This window comes from Campylobacter sp. CNRCH_2015_1657 (assembly GCF_025772685.1).
GTDB lineage: Bacteria > Campylobacterota > Campylobacteria > Campylobacterales > Campylobacteraceae > Campylobacter_D > Campylobacter_D lari_D.
Genome location: NZ_JAKMSO010000005.1, coordinates 1 through 17,302, shown reverse-complemented (window position 1 = coordinate 17,302; position 17,302 = coordinate 1). Strand labels below are relative to the sequence as shown.

General features: G+C 30.7%; 17 protein-coding genes. 7 read left to right on the top strand and 10 right to left on the bottom strand.

Annotation, left to right across the window (positions count from 1 at the left end; all coding sequences use genetic code 11):
* Nucleotides 1-119: 119 nt before the first annotated feature.
* Complete coding sequence (locus tag L8X27_RS04610; protein ID WP_263661470.1) at nucleotides 120-833, bottom strand: DUF4198 domain-containing protein; 714 nt, start codon at nucleotides 831-833, stop codon at nucleotides 120-122.
* A gap of 158 nt (nucleotides 834-991) precedes the next feature.
* Here L8X27_RS04610 and uvrA point away from each other — a divergent pair, with 158 nt between their 5' ends.
* Nucleotides 992-3,814: an excinuclease ABC subunit UvrA gene (gene uvrA / locus L8X27_RS04605; RefSeq protein ID WP_263670100.1), complete on the top strand. Its 2,823-nt coding sequence runs from the start codon at nucleotides 992-994 to the stop codon at nucleotides 3,812-3,814.
* 18 nt (nucleotides 3,815-3,832) lie between these two features.
* Here the strand turns inward: uvrA and trpB are convergent, their stop codons facing one another.
* Nucleotides 3,833-5,008, bottom strand: a complete 1,176-nt coding sequence (trpB, locus tag L8X27_RS04600) for a tryptophan synthase subunit beta (protein ID WP_263671237.1) — start codon at nucleotides 5,006-5,008, stop codon at nucleotides 3,833-3,835.
* 275 nt (nucleotides 5,009-5,283) lie between these two features.
* On the opposite strand from trpB, the gene L8X27_RS04595 reads away from it, so the two are divergent.
* Nucleotides 5,284-5,727: a YqaA family protein gene (locus L8X27_RS04595; protein WP_263671238.1), complete on the top strand. Its 444-nt coding sequence runs from the start codon at nucleotides 5,284-5,286 to the stop codon at nucleotides 5,725-5,727.
* On the opposite strand, the gene L8X27_RS04590 is transcribed toward L8X27_RS04595, so the two are convergent.
* Both L8X27_RS04590 and L8X27_RS04585 read right to left on the bottom strand, forming a co-directional pair.
* Nucleotides 5,683-6,687: a nucleoside hydrolase gene (locus L8X27_RS04590; protein WP_263671245.1), complete on the bottom strand. Its 1,005-nt coding sequence runs from the start codon at nucleotides 6,685-6,687 to the stop codon at nucleotides 5,683-5,685. The two genes, L8X27_RS04595 and L8X27_RS04590, sit on opposite strands and share 45 nt — an antisense overlap.
* Entirely contained in the window at nucleotides 6,687-8,042 is a 1,356-nt protein-coding gene (locus L8X27_RS04585) for an MFS transporter (protein WP_087685416.1), read from the bottom strand. The genes L8X27_RS04590 and L8X27_RS04585 overlap by 1 nt, the downstream gene beginning before the upstream one ends.
* A 127-nt stretch (nucleotides 8,043-8,169) precedes the next feature.
* On the opposite strand from L8X27_RS04585, the gene polA reads away from it, so the two are divergent.
* Genes polA through motB form a run of 3 tightly spaced genes read left to right on the top strand, consistent with a single transcriptional unit; the run spans nucleotide 8,170 to nucleotide 12,339 of the window.
* Nucleotides 8,170-10,809, top strand: a complete 2,640-nt coding sequence (gene polA / locus L8X27_RS04580) for a DNA polymerase I (protein ID WP_263671239.1) — start codon at nucleotides 8,170-8,172, stop codon at nucleotides 10,807-10,809.
* Nucleotides 10,810-10,821: 12 nt separating this feature from the next.
* The gene (gene motA / locus L8X27_RS04575) at nucleotides 10,822-11,595 is read left to right on the top strand and encodes a flagellar motor stator protein MotA (protein ID WP_133319563.1); all 774 of its coding nucleotides are present in this window, start codon (nucleotides 10,822-10,824) and stop codon (nucleotides 11,593-11,595) included.
* Between the two features lie 9 nt (nucleotides 11,596-11,604).
* Nucleotides 11,605-12,339 (top strand): flagellar motor protein MotB, encoded by a 735-nt coding sequence (motB, locus tag L8X27_RS04570; protein ID WP_220566602.1) that lies wholly within the window; start codon nucleotides 11,605-11,607, stop codon nucleotides 12,337-12,339.
* A gap of 18 nt (nucleotides 12,340-12,357) precedes the next feature.
* Here the strand turns inward: motB and L8X27_RS04565 are convergent, their stop codons facing one another.
* The 6 genes from L8X27_RS04565 to L8X27_RS04540 form a co-directional block, all read right to left on the bottom strand.
* On the bottom strand, nucleotides 12,358-13,341 hold the full coding sequence (locus tag L8X27_RS04565; RefSeq protein WP_263661466.1) for a beta-ketoacyl-ACP synthase III: 984 nt from the start codon (nucleotides 13,339-13,341) through the stop codon (nucleotides 12,358-12,360).
* Nucleotides 13,328-14,317 carry a phosphate acyltransferase PlsX gene (gene plsX, locus L8X27_RS04560; protein WP_263671240.1) on the bottom strand — a complete coding sequence of 330 codons (990 nt, stop codon included), beginning with the start codon at nucleotides 14,315-14,317 and terminating at the stop codon, nucleotides 13,328-13,330. Before plsX ends, L8X27_RS04565 begins: the two co-directional genes overlap by 14 nt.
* Nucleotides 14,318-14,322: 5 nt before the next feature.
* The gene (gene rpmF / locus L8X27_RS04555) at nucleotides 14,323-14,469 is read right to left on the bottom strand and encodes a 50S ribosomal protein L32 (RefSeq protein WP_012662034.1); all 147 of its coding nucleotides are present in this window, start codon (nucleotides 14,467-14,469) and stop codon (nucleotides 14,323-14,325) included.
* Nucleotides 14,470-14,483: 14 nt separating this feature from the next.
* Nucleotides 14,484-14,837, bottom strand: coding sequence for a hypothetical protein (locus L8X27_RS04550; RefSeq protein WP_087699608.1), 354 nt, complete (start codon nucleotides 14,835-14,837; stop codon nucleotides 14,484-14,486).
* Nucleotides 14,837-15,250, bottom strand: a complete 414-nt coding sequence (gene ndk / locus L8X27_RS04545; protein WP_039642239.1) for a nucleoside-diphosphate kinase — start codon at nucleotides 15,248-15,250, stop codon at nucleotides 14,837-14,839. Before ndk ends, L8X27_RS04550 begins: the two co-directional genes overlap by 1 nt.
* 156 nt (nucleotides 15,251-15,406) lie before the next feature.
* A complete protein-coding gene (locus tag L8X27_RS04540) occupies nucleotides 15,407-15,691 on the bottom strand; it encodes a ferredoxin, 4Fe-4S (RefSeq protein ID WP_039619165.1) in 285 nt (94 codons plus the stop codon).
* A gap of 185 nt (nucleotides 15,692-15,876) precedes the next feature.
* Here L8X27_RS04540 and L8X27_RS04535 point away from each other — a divergent pair, with 185 nt between their 5' ends.
* Nucleotides 15,877-16,473 carry a peroxiredoxin gene (locus L8X27_RS04535; RefSeq protein ID WP_263671241.1) on the top strand — a complete coding sequence of 199 codons (597 nt, stop codon included), beginning with the start codon at nucleotides 15,877-15,879 and terminating at the stop codon, nucleotides 16,471-16,473.
* A gap of 244 nt (nucleotides 16,474-16,717) precedes the next feature.
* A partial coding sequence (locus L8X27_RS04530) for a cache domain-containing protein (RefSeq protein WP_263665462.1) occupies nucleotides 16,718-17,302 on the top strand: 585 nt, incomplete at its 3' end.

Here is a 17,302-nt window from a genome sequence, read left to right as displayed (position 1 = left end):
AGTGTATCGTAGAATTATATTTTATTGCTATATAGGATAAATAAAAAATTAATATATTACAAAATGTAACATATTTCTTAGTCAATTAAAAATTAATTTTATTGACTAAGAATTTGAAATTATTTAGATTTAAAACTTAGTGTCGCTGTCAATTGTAAAGTATCGCCATATCTGTCTAGATTGTATGGTAGTTTGATGTTTGCAGCTATTATTTGTAAACCATCTTTTGGTTTTGTGAGTGTGATTGTTGCTATACCTTTTTCATTTGTTGCTATGTTGTCGATATCATCATTTTGATCTTCAAATTCAACTCCTTTTACGGGTCTTCCATCTAGTAAAACTTGGAGTTTTAATTTATCTCCTTCATGTAGTGTTAAAGGATTTTGTAAAGGAACTATTTCAAATTTTAATCCTAATGGTTTTTTTGAACCTTCATCCCAAGAAAAAATACTTTTTCCCATTTTGAAAATTTTTCTTGTTTGAGTGACTTCATTTGCACCAGTAATATCTGTAATATCAGATCTTTTTTGTGCATAATGTTTTCCATCTTTTGTAAATGTGTAATATCCAAAATCATAATTAACACTTGCAACAGCAGGTTTTCCCTCAATAAATATTTTGTTATTTTCGTAGTCATAGCCAGCTTTTAAATTTTTTCCTTGAGAATCTTTTGCACTTATACCAAAAACCCTATCAGGTTGATATTGTCCCCAGTGATCATCAGCCCAAAAACCTACTTCATATCCATTGCTAGTTTGCATAGGAAAGAATTGATGAGCTAAAGCAGAACTTGCTATAAAAAAACTCAAAAACACCATTTTTGAAAATTTCATTTTTTCTCCTTTAAAATAATTTTGATAATCATTATATATATTTTTATTTATATAAAACTTAAGAATGTATTTTAATTTTTCCTTTATAAAAAAGAAAAATATTTTAATTTTTCTTATGTTAAAATCATAAATTTATTTTTAAATATTTAGGAAAAGTTATGAATGATACTATTAATATAATTGGTGCTAAAGAGAATAATCTTAAAAATATCAACCTAGAAATTCCTAAAAATAAGCTTATAGTTTTTACAGGACTTAGTGGAAGTGGTAAATCCACTTTAGCTTTTGGTACGCTTTATGCAGAAGGACAACGCCGCTATATTGAGAGTTTAAGTGCTTATGCAAGGCAGTTTTTAGATAAAGTTGGTAAGCCAAATGTTGATAAAATAGAAGGTTTAACTCCTGCTATTGCTATTGATCAAAAAACAACTTCTAAAAATCCTCGATCAACCGTTGGAACTATTACTGAAATTTATGATTATTTAAGACTTTTATATGCAAGGATTGGCTCACAACATTGTCATCAATGTGGCCAAAAAATCTCATCTATGAGTGCAGCAGATATCGTAGGTGAAATCTTAAAGCTTCCAAAAGGGGCAAAAATCATCATTTATGCTCCTTTGATCAAAGAAAAAAAAGGAACTTTTGCAGATCTTTTGGAAAATTTAGTCGCAAAAGGCTATGTTAGAGCACAAATTGATGGGGTTTTAACGCGTCTTGATGAGGATATTGAGCTTGCTAAAACTAAAAAACATACAATAAAGCTTGTGATAGATAGACTCCAAGTGCAAGATGATATGTTGGCAAGACTTGCAAGCGATATAGAAAAAGGTCTTAGTGAGAGCTTTGGTGAAGTGGAAATTGAAGTTTTAAATAATGAAGAATTAAATATAGCAAAACATTTTCATTATAGTGAGCATAATGCTTGTTTTGATTGTAAAATTTCTTTTCCTTTGCTTGAGCCTTTGAGTTTTTCTTTTAATTCTCCAAAAGGTGCTTGTCCAAGTTGTGATGGTCTTGGTATAAGATATACGCTAGATATGAAAAAGCTTATCAATGAAGAATTAAGCTTAGAAGCAGGAGCTGTAAAGCTATTATATGGGTTTAATAAAAGTTATTACTATAAGTTTTTAATGGCCTTTTGCGAGCAAAATGATATAAGGGTAAAAATTCCATATAATGAGCTAAGCGAAGAAGAAAAGCGTCTAGTACTTTATGGTAATGCCAAGGAAATTAACTTTTTATGGAAAAGACATCGCTTAAATCGCAAATTTGAAGGTGCAGTTAAATATGCTTATGAAATGCTAAAAGATGAAAAAGATTTAAGCGAGTATATGAGCGAAAAAACTTGTAAAGATTGCAATGGTCATCGTTTAAGAGCTGAAAGTTTAGCTGTAAAAGTTGCTGAAAAAAATTTGGGTGAAATTTTAGATATGAGCATAGAAAATACTACTGCATTTTTTTCAAAAGAAGCTAATTTTGCATATTTGAGTGAGCAAGAAAGATTGATAGCTAAGCCTATTTTTAAAGAAATTAATGAAAGATTGTTTTTTCTTTATGATGTAGGACTTGGGTATTTATCCTTAGGGCGTGATGCAAGAACAATTAGTGGAGGTGAAGCTCAAAGAATTCGTATAGCATCTCAAATTGGTAGTGGTTTAAGTGGGGTGATGTATGTTTTAGATGAGCCTAGCATTGGTTTGCATGAGCGAGATACAGCAAAACTCATTAAAACTTTAAGAAATCTTCAGCAAAAGGGTAATACTTTAATCGTGGTTGAGCATGATAAAATGACAATAGAAGAAGCAGATTTTATCGTAGATATTGGTCCAAATGCTGGTAAATTTGGTGGTGAAGTTGTATTTAGTGGAACTTATAAAGAATTATTAAAAAGTAAAAGCCAAACTGCCCTTTATATGAGTGGTAAAAAGCAAATTGCCCATCAAAAAAATAGAGAACAAAAAGATTTTATTAGTTTAAAAGATGTGAGTATTAATAATATTCAAAATTTAAGTGTAGATTTTCCATTGCATAATTTAGTAGCAATTACAGGTGTTTCAGGAAGTGGTAAAAGCTCGCTAATCTTGCAAACTTTGCTTCCATTTGCAAAAGAAGAGCTTAACCGTGCTAAAAAAGTTAAAAAACTAAGTGGGGCTAAGATAGAAGGTTTGGAAAAACTTGATAAGGTAATTTATCTTGATCAAAGTCCTATAGGAAGGACTCCTCGTTCAAATCCCGCTACTTATACAGGTGCTATGGATGAAATTCGTAATCTTTTTGCAGCTACCAAAGAAGCTAAAATGCGAGGTTATAAAGCAGGGCGTTTTTCTTTTAATGTTAAAGGTGGAAGATGTGAAAAGTGTAGTGGAGATGGTGAAATTAAAATAGAAATGCACTTTTTGCCTGATGTGATGGTAACTTGTGATGTTTGTAATGGTAAAAGATATAATGATGCAACTTTAGAGATTAAATATAAAGGTAAAAGCATAGCTGATGTTTTAAATATGAGTATTATTGAAGCAAGTGAGTTTTTTACTTCTGTGCCAAAGATAAAACAAAAGCTTGATACTTTGGTAAAAGTTGGGCTTGATTATCTTACCTTGGGACAAAATGCAACTACTTTAAGTGGTGGGGAGGCTCAGCGTATTAAGTTAGCTAAAGAATTAAGTAGAAGCGATACAGGAAAAACTCTTTATATTTTAGATGAACCTACAACAGGACTTCATTTTGAAGATGTTAATAAACTTATTGTAGTTTTGCAACATTTAGTTGATCTTGGAAATAGTGTGTTTGTGATAGAGCATAATTTAGATGTGATTAAAAATGCTGATTATATCATCGATATGGGACCTGAAGGTGGAGTTAAAGGTGGTAAGGTTATAGCTAAAGGTAGCGTTGAAGAGCTTGCTAAAAATCATAAAAAAAGTGGTTCTTATACAGGGTATTATCTAAATTTAGAGCTAAAAAGCATAAAAAAATAAATTGGTTGAAGTTATTCTTCAACCATAAATTTCACCTTTTTTATATTCATAAATACTTTGCATATCTTTATCTCCTCTTCCTGAAAGATTTACAACTATCACACTTTTTTTCTTTAAAGTTGGACAAAGTTTTTCTAAATAAGCTAATGCATGTGAGCTTTCAATAGCGGGTATAATACCTTCTTCTTTACATAATAATTTTAAAGCATTAATACACTCATCATCACTAATAGCATGATAACTTGCTCTTTTACTTTCTTGCAAATATGCGTGCAAAGGCCCTATGCCAGGGTAATCAAGCCCAGCAGAAATACTAAAAGTATGAGCAATATTGCCTTTATCATCTTGTAAAACTTTAGTTTTCATACCATGGATAATACCTTCTTCGCCTTTAGTAAGTGTGGCTGCATGATAAGGTGTATCTTTTCCTAAACCTGCTGCTTCAACGCCTATGAGTTTAACTTTTTCATCTTTTAAAAATGCATGAAAAATTCCAGCAGCATTGCTACCACCTCCAGCTGCTGCTATGATGTAATCAACTTTTTTATTTAATTTTCTAAGTTGCATTTTACATTCTTTACCTATAATGCTTTGAAAATGCGTAACAATTTGTGGATAAGGATAAGGCCCCACTGCACTTCCTACTACATAAAATACTTCTTTGGTATTTTTAACCCAAAACTTTAAAGCCTCATCTACCGCATCACTTAAAGTTTTACTTCCACTTTCTACCGCATGAACTTTTGCTCCTAAAAGCTGCATTTTATAGACATTTAAGACTTGTCTTTTTACATCAATAGCTCCCATAAATATCTCACATTCAAGTCCCAAAAGTGCTGCTGCAGTAGCTGTTGCAAGCCCGTGTTGTCCTGCTCCAGTTTCTGCAATAATTTTTTTCTTATTCATTTTCTTTGCCATTAAGGCTTGAGCTATGGCATTGTTGATCTTATGAGCTCCTGTGTGAGTTAAATCTTCTCTTTTTAAATAAATTTCGTGATTATAAAGCTTGCTTAAATTTTTAGCATAGTATAAAGGCGTAGGTCTTCCCACATAATTAGCTAAGAGTTCTTTTAATTCTGTGTTAAAATCTTTATCTTTTTTGAGTTTTAAAAAAGCTTTTTCTACTTCATCTAATGCTATTTTTACTTCATTTGGCACAAATTGCCCACCAAATTTTCCATAATATTTTTTCATAGTATTTCCTTAAAATGATTAATAATTTAAAATCAAAAAATGATCAACTAAAACTAAAAATGTAAAATAAAAATGATTGAAAATGTAGTAGCAGGCTTAACGCCAAGAAAAAGAAGCTTTGTTAAATGAGTATTCTAAATTTAGTTTAGAAAATTTTTTCCTTTCCATAGTTTTTCCTTTTAAAAAATTGCCAAATGACTTTACATTCTAAGATAATTATTATTAAAAATTCTTTAAAATGATAGTTTATAAAATAAATACTAAGAAAATTTATAATGTTTGATTTTTTATATAATGATATAAGCTATATAGGGCTTTTTATAGTATGTTTTCTCTCTAGCACGCTTTTACCTATGGCAAGTGAGGCTTTTGTGCTTGTTTTTGTGAAATTAGATTTTAATGCTTATATGGTTTTATTTATAGCAAGCTTGGGGAATACTTTGGGTAGTTTAAGTACCTATGCGTTAGCTTATTTTGGAGAGAGTCAAATTTTGGAAAAATATTTTAAAAACTCTTTATGTAAATTAGAAAAAATCAATGCAAACTTTAAAAAATTTGGCTCTTTGTATGCTTTTTTTACTTTTTTACCCATAGTGGGAGATCTTTTTGCACTAGGGCTTGGATTTGCTAAGTATTCTTTTTTAAAAGCAAGTATTTTTATAGCCTTGGGTAAATTAAGTCGTTATGCTTTTGTAATTTTCATAGCAAATTCCATTTAAAAGCCTTGATTTTAAAAGATTTAAAAGTCTAGCATTATCAACATCTTTTAAAACTTTTATGGTGTTTTTTAATTCATGATTTTTCATAGGCATTTTTGCATCTTTAAAACACCTTATCGTGCTTCCTCTAGCAAAAGTACTATCACAAATGACATCTACTAAATACTCATCAAAATTTGCTAAATTTGGATCAAGCATATAAGCAATAGTTAATGCATCGTGTATCCATGTGCCATTTGTGCCTCTTGTTTTGCTTGCAAAATCAATCCAAACTCTTAAAGTCTGCACTAAAAAATCACAAAGAGGATTTTGATTTTCTAAAGCATTTAAATCTTCATGTGTGAGCATAGTTTGCATTGTTGCATTATAAGGAACAAGTGTGATTTTAGCTCTTGAGTTTAAAACTATACTAGCAGCTTCAGGATCAAAACCAAAATTCGTATCTTTGATATGATAAGGCATATCAAAACTTCCACCCATGATAAAAATTTCTTTTACATTTTTATCAAAGTCTTTGAAAAGCTTCATAGCTATGGCTATATTTGTTAAAGGCCCTATAGCGCAAATTGAAATTTCACCTGGGTTTTGCATAATAAGCTCACCCATTTTCATACAAGCATTTGGGTTTATGTTTTCTAGGATTTTTATAGGTTTTATATGATCCCAAAGATGAGTAAGCTTAAACTCTTCTACGCCTTTATCTAGTCTTTGTCTCCAAAAATGACTATCTTCACATAAAGCTTCATGAGCACCTAAATACAAAGGTATATATAGATTAAGCTTATTTAATAAATCTTTAGCAACACTATAAGCGGTTAAAGCTTGCACATTACCACTTAAAGTGCTAATCATTTCAAGTTTGATTTCTTTGGAGGCTAAAATAAGTCCAAGGGCTAAACCATCATCAGTATTAGCCCCTGCTATTCCATTGCCTATATCAGTATCTAAAATAAGGCGTATCATATCGCATCTTCTATTAAATTTAAATCCCTGCCTCTAGTTTCTGGTGCAAAGAAAGTTGTTATAAAACCAATTCCTGCGGTGATAACAAAATACAAGGCTATTGGCCACCAAGTGCCATAATAAGCAAGCAAAGCTGAAGCTATCATAGGAGCGGTTCCTCCTGAAAGTATAGAGCCAAATTCTTTTGCTAGTGCCATTTTGGTATAGCGATTTTTTGCTCCAAAAAGCTCCACACCCCACGCAGCTTGCACGCCAAAAATTCCTAAAGATGCCAAAGACATACCTACAATGATAGTTAAAATTACAATAATTTCATTTTTACTATCAAGTAGCATAAAAGCAGGGAAAGCATAAAGCATTAAAAGCAAGCAAAAGGTTCTATAAGTAATACGCCTTCCAAATTTATCACTTAAATATCCTGCTAAAGGTATAACCAAAAATCCCACCAAAGAAGCGATAACAACAGCAGTTGTGGCTACTGATTTATCAAGAAGTAAAATTTTAGTTACATAACCTACTATAAAGCCTTGTGCAAGATAAGATGGTCCATTTTCTCCTATCCTTATACCCACCATAGTCCAAAATGCACGACTTTTCTGCCAAAAAGTTCTTTCATCTTTTTTCATATGTGCTTCATTTTCATGACGAATTTTTAGCATTAATTCTTTTTGTTTTTCAAAAACAGGAGTTTCTTTTACATTTAAACGCATATAAACAGCAAAAAGTGCTATAAAAATACTTCCTATAAAAGGAATTCTCCATCCCCATTCTTTAAAACTAGCATCATCCATACTTGTAACTAAAAGCCATACAAAAGCCGCAAGTAAGGTTCCGCTGTTTGATCCAAGTGCTATAACAGAAGAGATTAAACCTCTATGTTTGCTAGGAGCATATTCTCCAAGCATGACAGTCCCACCTGAAAGCTCAGCACCTGCTCCAAAGCCTTGCATAAAACGCAAGATAACCAAACATATAGGAGCCCAAATTCCAATTACTGCATAACTTGGTATAAAACCAATTAAAGTAGTTGAAATACCCATTAATGCAATGGTGCTCATTAATACATTTTTTCTTCCGTATTTATCTCCTAAATATCCAAAAAATAAAGCTCCAATAGGTCTAGCAATAAAACCTATACCATAAGTAACAAAACTAAGCAATAATGCTATAACAGGAGTTTGTTCAGGAAAGAAAACTTCTGAAAAAACAGTAGCTGCAGCTAAGCCATAAAGTGCAAAATCTGCATATTCCATGGCAGTTCCTAGCCAGCATGAAAACACAGCCTTTTTAAATGCCTTTTTTCCTTGTGGAGTTTGAAAATTTTCATCCGCGATTGATTTTGTTTGCAAGATTAAACCTTTGTTTTAAATTTAAAATATAATTGTAACTAAAATGCTTAAAATGGAAATTTAATACTTTTTACCGACTTTTAAATAATTTTGGGCGATAATTATTATTATTTTTTAATATAGGAAAAAAATGAAAACTTTAACAATAATTGATACTTTTGGTTTTTTCTTTAGACTTTTTTATGCTTTAAAGGGTTTGAAAAATTCAAAAGGTGAGCCTAGTAATATGATTAGTGGTTTTGCTAATTTTATTTATAGTTTGAAAAATGAACATCCTAGTGATATGATTATTTTTGCTCTTGATAGTAAAGGAAAAACTTTTAGAAGTGAAATTGATCCAAATTATAAAATCAACCGCACTCCACCTCCGCCTGATTTATTAGCTCAAATTCCAATTTGCATTCAAATGATAGAAAAAATGGGTTTTTCAAGTTTTTCTTGCGAAGGATATGAGGCTGATGATATCATCGCATCTTTAGTTAAAGAGTGTGAAAGTAAGGATATTTTTATAAGAATTATCACTCAAGATAAAGATTTGTATCAACTTATAAAAGATGATAAAGTTAGTATTTATAGCCCTATTTCAAAAAATGATTATAATGAAGCAGGGTGTTTGGAAAAATATGGGGTAAAACCTAGCCAAATAAGAGATTTTTTAGCTCTATGTGGAGATAGTTCAGATAATATCCCAGGGGTAAAAGGAATTGGTGCTAAGGGTGCTAAGAATTTACTTGATGAGTTTGAAAGTATTGAGGGAATTTATGAAAACTTAACACTAGTGCGTAATGAGAGAAGTCGTAATTTGTTGCTTGAAGGCAAAGAAAATGCTTTTTTAAGCAAAAAACTTGCTTCTTTGTATGAAAATTTAGATGTAAAAGATATGCTTTTAAATTGTGAGTATCCAAAAGATGAGCCTTTGCTTAAGATTATGGATATTTTAGAGCATTATGAATTAAATGCTTTGTTAAAAAAACTACGCACTAATCCTACTAATAAAGATAAAAATTTAGGATTTAATGCAAGATTAATTTTAGATGAGAAAGAATTATTTGAAATTTTAGAAAAAATTGATGATCAAAGTATTGTTGCTTTTGACACCGAAACTACGGGCTTGGATACTAAAGAAGCTAAGATAGTAGGGTTTAGTTTTTGTTTTCATGAAAGTGAAGCCTTTTATGTGCCACTTGCACATGATTATTTAGGAGTTTGTAAGCAAATTTCTATGCAAGTAGCTAAAAAGGGTATAGAAAAAATATATCAAAGCACGGTTATAGGCCATAATCTTAAATATGACTTTGAAATCATAAAAAATAATTTTAATTTACTTCCTCCAAAAAACTATGCTGATACTATGATACTTGCATGGCTTAAAGAGCCAAGTTTGCGTGTAAATATGGATGATTTGGCAAAAAGATTGTTTACTTATGAGACTTTACATTTTGAAGACTTGGTAAAAAAAGGAGAAAGCTTTGCAGGAGTGGATGTAGAAAAAGCTTGTAAATATGCTGCTGAAGATGCTTATATTACTTTAAGATTTTATTTGTATTTTTTAAAAAATTTAGAAAAGCCTTTGTTTGAACTTGCACAAAAAAGTGAGTTTGAATTTATCAAAGTGCTTATTATGATGGAAAATAATGGCATTAAACTTGACACTCAAAAGCTTGAAAACTTAATGCAAAGTTTTAATCAAGATATTAAAATACTAAGTGAAAAAATATATGATTTAGCGGGTGAAAAATTTAATATTAACTCTCCTAAACAAGTAGGGGATATTTTATTTGAAAAATTAAAATTACCAAGTGGTAAAAAAGGTAAGACAGGTTATTCTACTGATGAAAAGGTTTTAAATGCTATTTTAGATGAACATTTGATTGTAAAAGAAATTTTAGCTTACAGAGAGCTTGCAAAATTAGTTTCTACTTATTGTGAACCTTTGTTAAAATTAGCTAAAAAAGATGAAAATTCAAGAATTTATTCAAGTTTTTTGCAAACAGGAACAGCTACTGGACGCCTTTCATCAAAAGATCCAAATTTGCAAAATATCCCTGCACATGGTCAATATGCTAAGGATTATAAATCTTGCTTTATTGCAAAAGAAGGATTTAGTTTTATCTCACTTGATTATTCACAAATTGAGCTTAGAATGCTAGCACATTTTAGTGAAGATGAGAAATTATTAGAAGCGTTTTCAAACGATGAGGATATTCATGCAAAAACTGCTATTATGATTTTTGGCCATAGTGATTATGAGACAAGAAGTATTGCTAAAAGTATAAATTTTGGTCTTATTTATGGTATGGGTTATAAGACTTTGAGTCAAAATTTAAAAATAGAAGCGAAGTTAGCTAAAGAATATATTGAAAAATATTTTGAGAATTTTACTAGTATTAAAACTTATTTTGAAAAAGTAAAAAATGAAGCTAAGCAAAATGGCTTTATAAGTACTTTACTAGGTCGTAAGCGTTATTTTGATTTTGAAAATGCAAAGCCTATGCAAATTGCAATGCATGAAAGAGAGAGTATTAACTCTATACTTCAAGGTTCAGCTGCCGATATAATAAAATTGGCAATGATAGAAATAAGTAGAAATTTGGATGAAAACAAACGCTTAATTTTGCAAATTCATGATGAGCTTATTTTTGAAGTAAAAGATGAACTTTGTGAGGATTTTGCAAAAAAAGCTAGTGATATTATGGAAAATATTGTAAAATTAAAAGTTAAATTAAAAACTTCATCAAGTATTGCCAAAAATTGGGGTATATTAAAATAAGGAGAATGTTTAATGGATCTTTCAACCATACTTGGGATGGTATTAGCTGTTGTTAGTATTTCTGTAGGGGATATTTTAGAGGGTGGTAACCCTTTGCATGTTTTACACTTAGCGTCTTTTATTATCGTGGTGCCTACAGCAGCTTTTTGCGCAATGACTTCTACACATAAAAAAATTGTTAAAGGTGCATATAAGGAATTAAAGGTAGTTTTTAAAGGTTCGGGGGTAAATTTAAGTCAAAGAATAGCTGAGCTTGTAGAATACTCTGTTATAGCAAGAAGAGATGGACTTTTGGCTTTAGAGTCAAAAACTAATGAAATTGACAATGAGTTCTTAAAAGAAGCTATGATGATGATGGTAGATGGTAAGAGCGTAGAAGAAATTAAAGAAAGTATGGAAATTCAAGTAGAAGAAATGGAAGAATATTATAAAGAATGTGCAGAATATTGGATACGCTTTGGTGAAACTTGTCCTACTATGGGGCTTGTTGGTGCTGTTTTTGGATTGATTTTGGCACTTAAACTACTTGATGATCCACAGGCTATGGCAGCGGGTATTTCAGGAGCTTTTACAGCAACTGTTACGGGAATTTTTGGTGCTTATGCTTTATTTGGGCCTTGGGGTAATAAAATGAAAGCTAATTCACATGATTTAATTAAGGAAAGAATAGTTATTTCTCACGCTATTGTAAGCATTGCAGAAGGAGCTAATCCAAGAGATTTGGAGGCAAAGTTATTTAACTATTTAAGCCATGATGAGCCTAGAATTTCTCAATTTGATAAATAAGAGTTAAAAATGGGAAAAAAACATAAATGTCCAGAATGTCCAGCAGGTGAAAAATGGGCAGTGCCTTATGCAGACTTTTTAAGTTTGCTTTTGGCACTTTTTATTGCTCTTTGGGCGATTTCTGAAAGTAATCCTGCAAAAACTGAAGCCTTGAAAACTGAATTTGTTAAAATTTTTGAATTCACTGCTTCTAGTCCTTTAGAAAAAGAAAGTGAAGTGCATAATAAATATAGCGCACCTTCAAATGCAAATGTAGAAGAGCTTGAAAAACTTAAGAAATTAAGTATTACTCAACAAGAAAATATAGAAAAATTAAAAGCAGCATTAGATCAAAGAGAAAATAATATAGTTTTAAATTTACCAGCTAGAGTTGAATTTGCTAGGGGTAGTATTCAGATTGATTCTGCTGATGTACAAGATTTTTTAAAGCGTATTAGTGAAGTGCTTAAGAAAATGCCAAAGCAAGCTCAAATAGAACTTAGAGGTTATACTGATGCAAGCGATCGGGATCCTAAGAGAAATTTTGATTTAGCTAGTAAAAGATCTCAAGTTGTAGCCGATTATTTAATAGCTAAAGGAATCGATCCAACTCAACTTATAGTTGTAAGTTTTGGTGATAATTATCCTTTAAGTGCAAATAAAGAAGATGAAATAAATAATAGGGTAGAGTTTTATATTCGTGTAGATTCTTCAGACAATCAAGTTAGAAAGTCAGTATTAGATCAAATAGAAACTTTTAAATAACAAATAAGCTTTATAAACTTATTTGTTATTTTCTCCGCCAAAACGAAGCAATGCTGAACCCCAAGTAAATCCACCACCAAAAGCATCAAGCAATATTAGTGAGCCTTGTTTTAAACGACCTTGTTCATAAGCATCATTCATTGCCATAGGTATTGAGGCTGCTGAAGTATTGCCGTATTTTTGCACTGTAACCACGCATTGTTCATCTGCAAAATTTAATTTTTCTTGTACGGCTTTAATAATTCTTAAATTAGCTTGATGAGGTATAAAAAGATCAATTTCTTCACTTTTTATATTATTTTTTGCAAGAATATCAACAACATCGTTACTTAGAGTATTTACTGCAATTTTAAATACTTCGTTTCCTTTCATTTGCATAGAAAGAGGAGAGCAAATGCTACTTTTTTGAGATCTTTGAGTTATTAATAAATCTCCAAACTCCCCATCACTTGCTGTATGAGTATCTATAATCGGATAATTATCATCTAAAGATACAATTCCAGCACCAGCTCCATCGCCAAATAAAACACAAATACTTCTATCTGTATAGTCTATAATAGAGCTAATTTTTTCAGCTCCAATAATTAAAACATTTTTCTTTGTTTTGCTTTCAACCATAGATTTAGCAAGTTCTAAAAGATAAATAAACCCTGAACATGCTGCAGAAATGTCAAAAGCAGTGATGTTTTTTAATCCAAGATTATGAGCAATTTTACATGCAGTTGATGGCATAGTAAAGCAATCAGGACTTAAAGTAGCAACAATAATAGCATCTATGTCTTGAGGTTTTAAATTCGCTCTTTGTATAGCTTTGATAGCTGCTTTAGTACCAAGATCACTTGTGTTTTCATCATCATTTGCTATGCGTCTTTGTTCTATTCCTGTTCTTCTTAATATCCACTCATCACTAGTTTGCACCATAGATTCTAATTCTTTATTGCTAAGTATTTTTTCGGGAATGTAAGAAGCTATACTTTTTAATGAAGCTTTAGTTGATTTCATAATTGGCAAGTTCTTTTTCTATAGTTTGATTTATATTTGATTGTGTAAAATTTAATGCTTGAAAAATAGCATTTTTAATAGCTTTTGGACCGCTTTTACCATGACTTATAATGACACATTCTTTCACACCTAGAAGTGGAGCCCCTCCATATTCTTCATAATCAATGTGGGTTTTTAATTCATTAAAAGCAGGTTTTGCTAAAAGATAGCCAAGTTTTGATAAAAAAGATTTTTGAATTTCTTGTTTTAAAAGTTTTGTAATAACACTTGCTACACCTTCACCGGTTTTAAGTAAGATATTTCCATTAAAACCATCGCATACTAATACATCTATCGTGCCATTAAATATATCTCTTCCTTCAGCATTTCCGACAAAATTTGGAAGTTGCTTTAAAAGTTGATGGGTTTCTTTAGTAAGCTCATTTCCTTTGCATTCTTCTTCACCATTTGAAAGCAAAGCAACTCTAGGCTTAGCAATTTTTAAAATTTCTTTAGCATAGGCTTCACCCATAATGGCAAATTGAAACAAATGCTCACTTTTGCAATCAACATTTGCGCCAACATCTAACACTAATGTTCTTGAATGGATATTTGGCATTAAAGTGGCTATTGCAGGTCTAGCGATATTGGCTAATCTTCCAAGTCTTAAAGTAGCCAAACTCATAGTAGCTCCACTATGTCCAGCTGACACAACAGCTTTTGCTTTTTGATTTCTTACTAAATCTATGGCTTTGTAGATTGTACTATCTTTTCGTTTTAATGCATCTGTAGAATTTTCTTCCATAGCAAATACATCAAAAGCCTCTTCATATTCTATATATGAGTTTAATTCTTGAGGGATTAAGGTTTTAAGCTTTTGAGGATCTCCTACTAAGACGGCTTTAAATTTTCGCTCTTTTAGAGCTTGAATTACACCTTCTATAATAGGCTTTTCCCCAAAATCACCACCCATTGCATCAATAGCAATGCTCGTCATTGTTCTTAATATTCCTTAGTTACAGGATTTACACGATGAGGCATTTTGTAGCTACCATCTTTATCTTTAATAGGCATAGGTAGGGTAACTTTGTAATGAGTTCTGCGTTTTGCTGCGCGAGTTTTGCTCACTCTTCTCTTAGGTACTGCCATTTTTTACTCCTTTATTAATTTAAACATTTATTACAATAAAAATAATCACTTAAGTAAGATTGTAATTCACTTGTAGCAAGCTCTATTAAGTCAATATGAGAGTCAAAAAACTCCATAGTATCACTTAAAGTATTATTTTCATCTTTAAAAATTCCATCGCTTGCAAAAAGCTCTATATTTTGATCGATTTCAAGTTCCATTTCATCACCACATCGATCGCAATTTCTATAAGTAAATCCTTTAAAATTAGCTGTTATTTTAGCTAATTTTGGATTAACTTTTGTAATAGTTCCTTCAAAAACTATATTATCAAGATCTAGTTTAAAAGGATAAGCTACAGAGCTAAGTTTTGCAAAGGCAATTTTCATTATAAAATTTCAGTTTTTGAAAAGAAAAATTCTATTTCAATTTTTGCATTTTCCAAGCTATCGCTTCCATGAACCGCGTTTGCATCAATACTATCTGCAAAATCTGCTCTGATAGTACCAGGAGCCGCTTCTTTTGGATTTGTAGCACCCATTAATTCTCTGTTTTTTAACACAGCATTTTCGCCTTCTAAAACAGAAACCACAACTGGACCACTGATCATAAATTCAACTAAGTCTTTAAAAAATGGTCTATCTTTGTGTACAGCATAAAATTCTTGTGCTTCTTTTTCTGAAAGCTGTATTTTTTTTGTAGCCGCTATTCTTAGACCATTGCTTTCAAAGCGTGTTAAAATTTGACCAATAACGCCTTTTTTTACTGCATCAGGTTTAATAATAGAAAGTGTTTTTTCCAAAATCGTCCCCTTAATTTAGATAAGTTTTATGTTTATAAAAGAGTTAATTATATCAAAAAATGCTTTAAATTTATATAAAAATTGTAATTTTGAGTTATAAAATGAAGAAGCTACAAGCATCTTAAATACTAGAAAGATGCTTGTATTGGGTATTAATTAAGCAAATACCGGAGTTGAGCCATCTCTTAAATCGCTTCCGATATTATCACGACTTGGTTGACCACTAACTACATCGCTCCATACAATACAGCCATCAGTTGGACATGCACTTGCACATGCTGGCTGATCATTATGTCCTACACATTCAACACATTTATCAGCATAAACATAATATCTATCTTCGCCCTCAGGGTTATTTGCATCATCTACGATTGCACTTACTGGGCATTCATCTATACAAGAACCACATGCTATACAAATATCAGTAATTTTAACTGCCATTTTTACTCCTTAAATATTAAAAGTTTAATATAAGATTATCAAAATTGTCTTAATTTTATTCTTAAAATCTTTTAATTTTGATAATAAAATTAATTTACATACAAATTTACACAATTAATAAATTTTTAAATTTACAAATGATATTATTTTGTTACAAATAAAATTTATTAATTAGGAGATAAACGATGATAGTAACTAAAAAAGCTATTGATTTTACAGCACCTGCTGTATTAGGTAATAATGAAATAGTTGAAGATTTTAATCTTTATAAAAATATAGGACCAAAAGGTGCAGTAGTATTTTTCTATCCAAAAGATTTTACTTTTGTTTGCCCTTCTGAAATTATTGCTTTTGATAAAAGATATCAAGATTTTAAAGATAGAGGTATTGAAGTAATTGGTGTATCTTGCGATAACGAATTCTCTCACTTTGCTTGGAAAAATATGCCGGTAAATCAAGGTGGTATAGGTCAAGTTAAATTTCCTTTAGTAGCTGACTTAACAAAACAAATTGCCAGAAATTTTGATGTTTTATTTGAAGAAGCAGTTGCTTTAAGAGGTTCTTTCTTGCTTGATGCTGATGGAACAATCCGCCATGCAGTTATAAATGACTTACCACTTGGAAGAAACATTGATGAAATGATTAGAATGGTTGATACTATGCTATTTACTAATGAACATGGTGAAGTTTGCCCAGCTGGTTGGAATAAAGGCGATGAAGGTATGAAGGCTGACCCTAAAGGTGTTGCTGATTATCTAAGTAAAAACGAAAATAAATTATAATTTTTTAAGCTGAAAGTTTTTCTTTCAGCTTAGTATAAATTGTGTTATAAAGTTACAATACTCTCAAAATATACTGATTAATATACATTTTTGATAAATGCTTTTAAAATATTATAACTAGGACATCATGTAATAAATAATTTACTTTTTATTTTATATATTTATTATTTTGTTGTCATTTTATTGTATTAATAGCATGATAATCGTTGTATAAAAATTTACTACAAAATTTTAAGGAGCTGTTATGGTTTTTTCATTTTCTAAGAGCTTATCTTCAAAGCTTATATGGATAATGTGTGTAGGTGTAGTTTCTATTGTAATACTGATTAATTTAGTCAGTTATTTTAATTCAAAAAATAGTACTTTTGATTTACTAACAGAAATACAAGTAAACAATATGGTGGATACAAATGCTCTGTATGATTTTTATGGAAAAACTAAAAGATTAGCTATAGAATCTTTAGCAGAGCAATTTTCTAGTAATTTAAATATGCCTTCAGAACAAATTATGCAAATTCTCAAACTAGCTGCAAAAACTTCTGGGTTTGAGCTAGTTTATGTTGGTTTTGAAGATAGTGGCAAAAATTATCAATCAGATGGTCAAGTACTTGATTTATCAAAGGGTTATGATACTAAAAATAGAGGTTGGTATAAAGAAGCTAAAGCAGCTGGAAAATTTATAACAACTGATCCATATAAATCTGTAACAACAGGAGAAATAGGAATTACTTATGCCATTCCTGTTTATGCTAATGGAAAACTCTTAGCGGTAGTTGGAGGTGACTATAATTTACATACTTTTTCTAAAGATGTTTTAGCTATAGGGCAT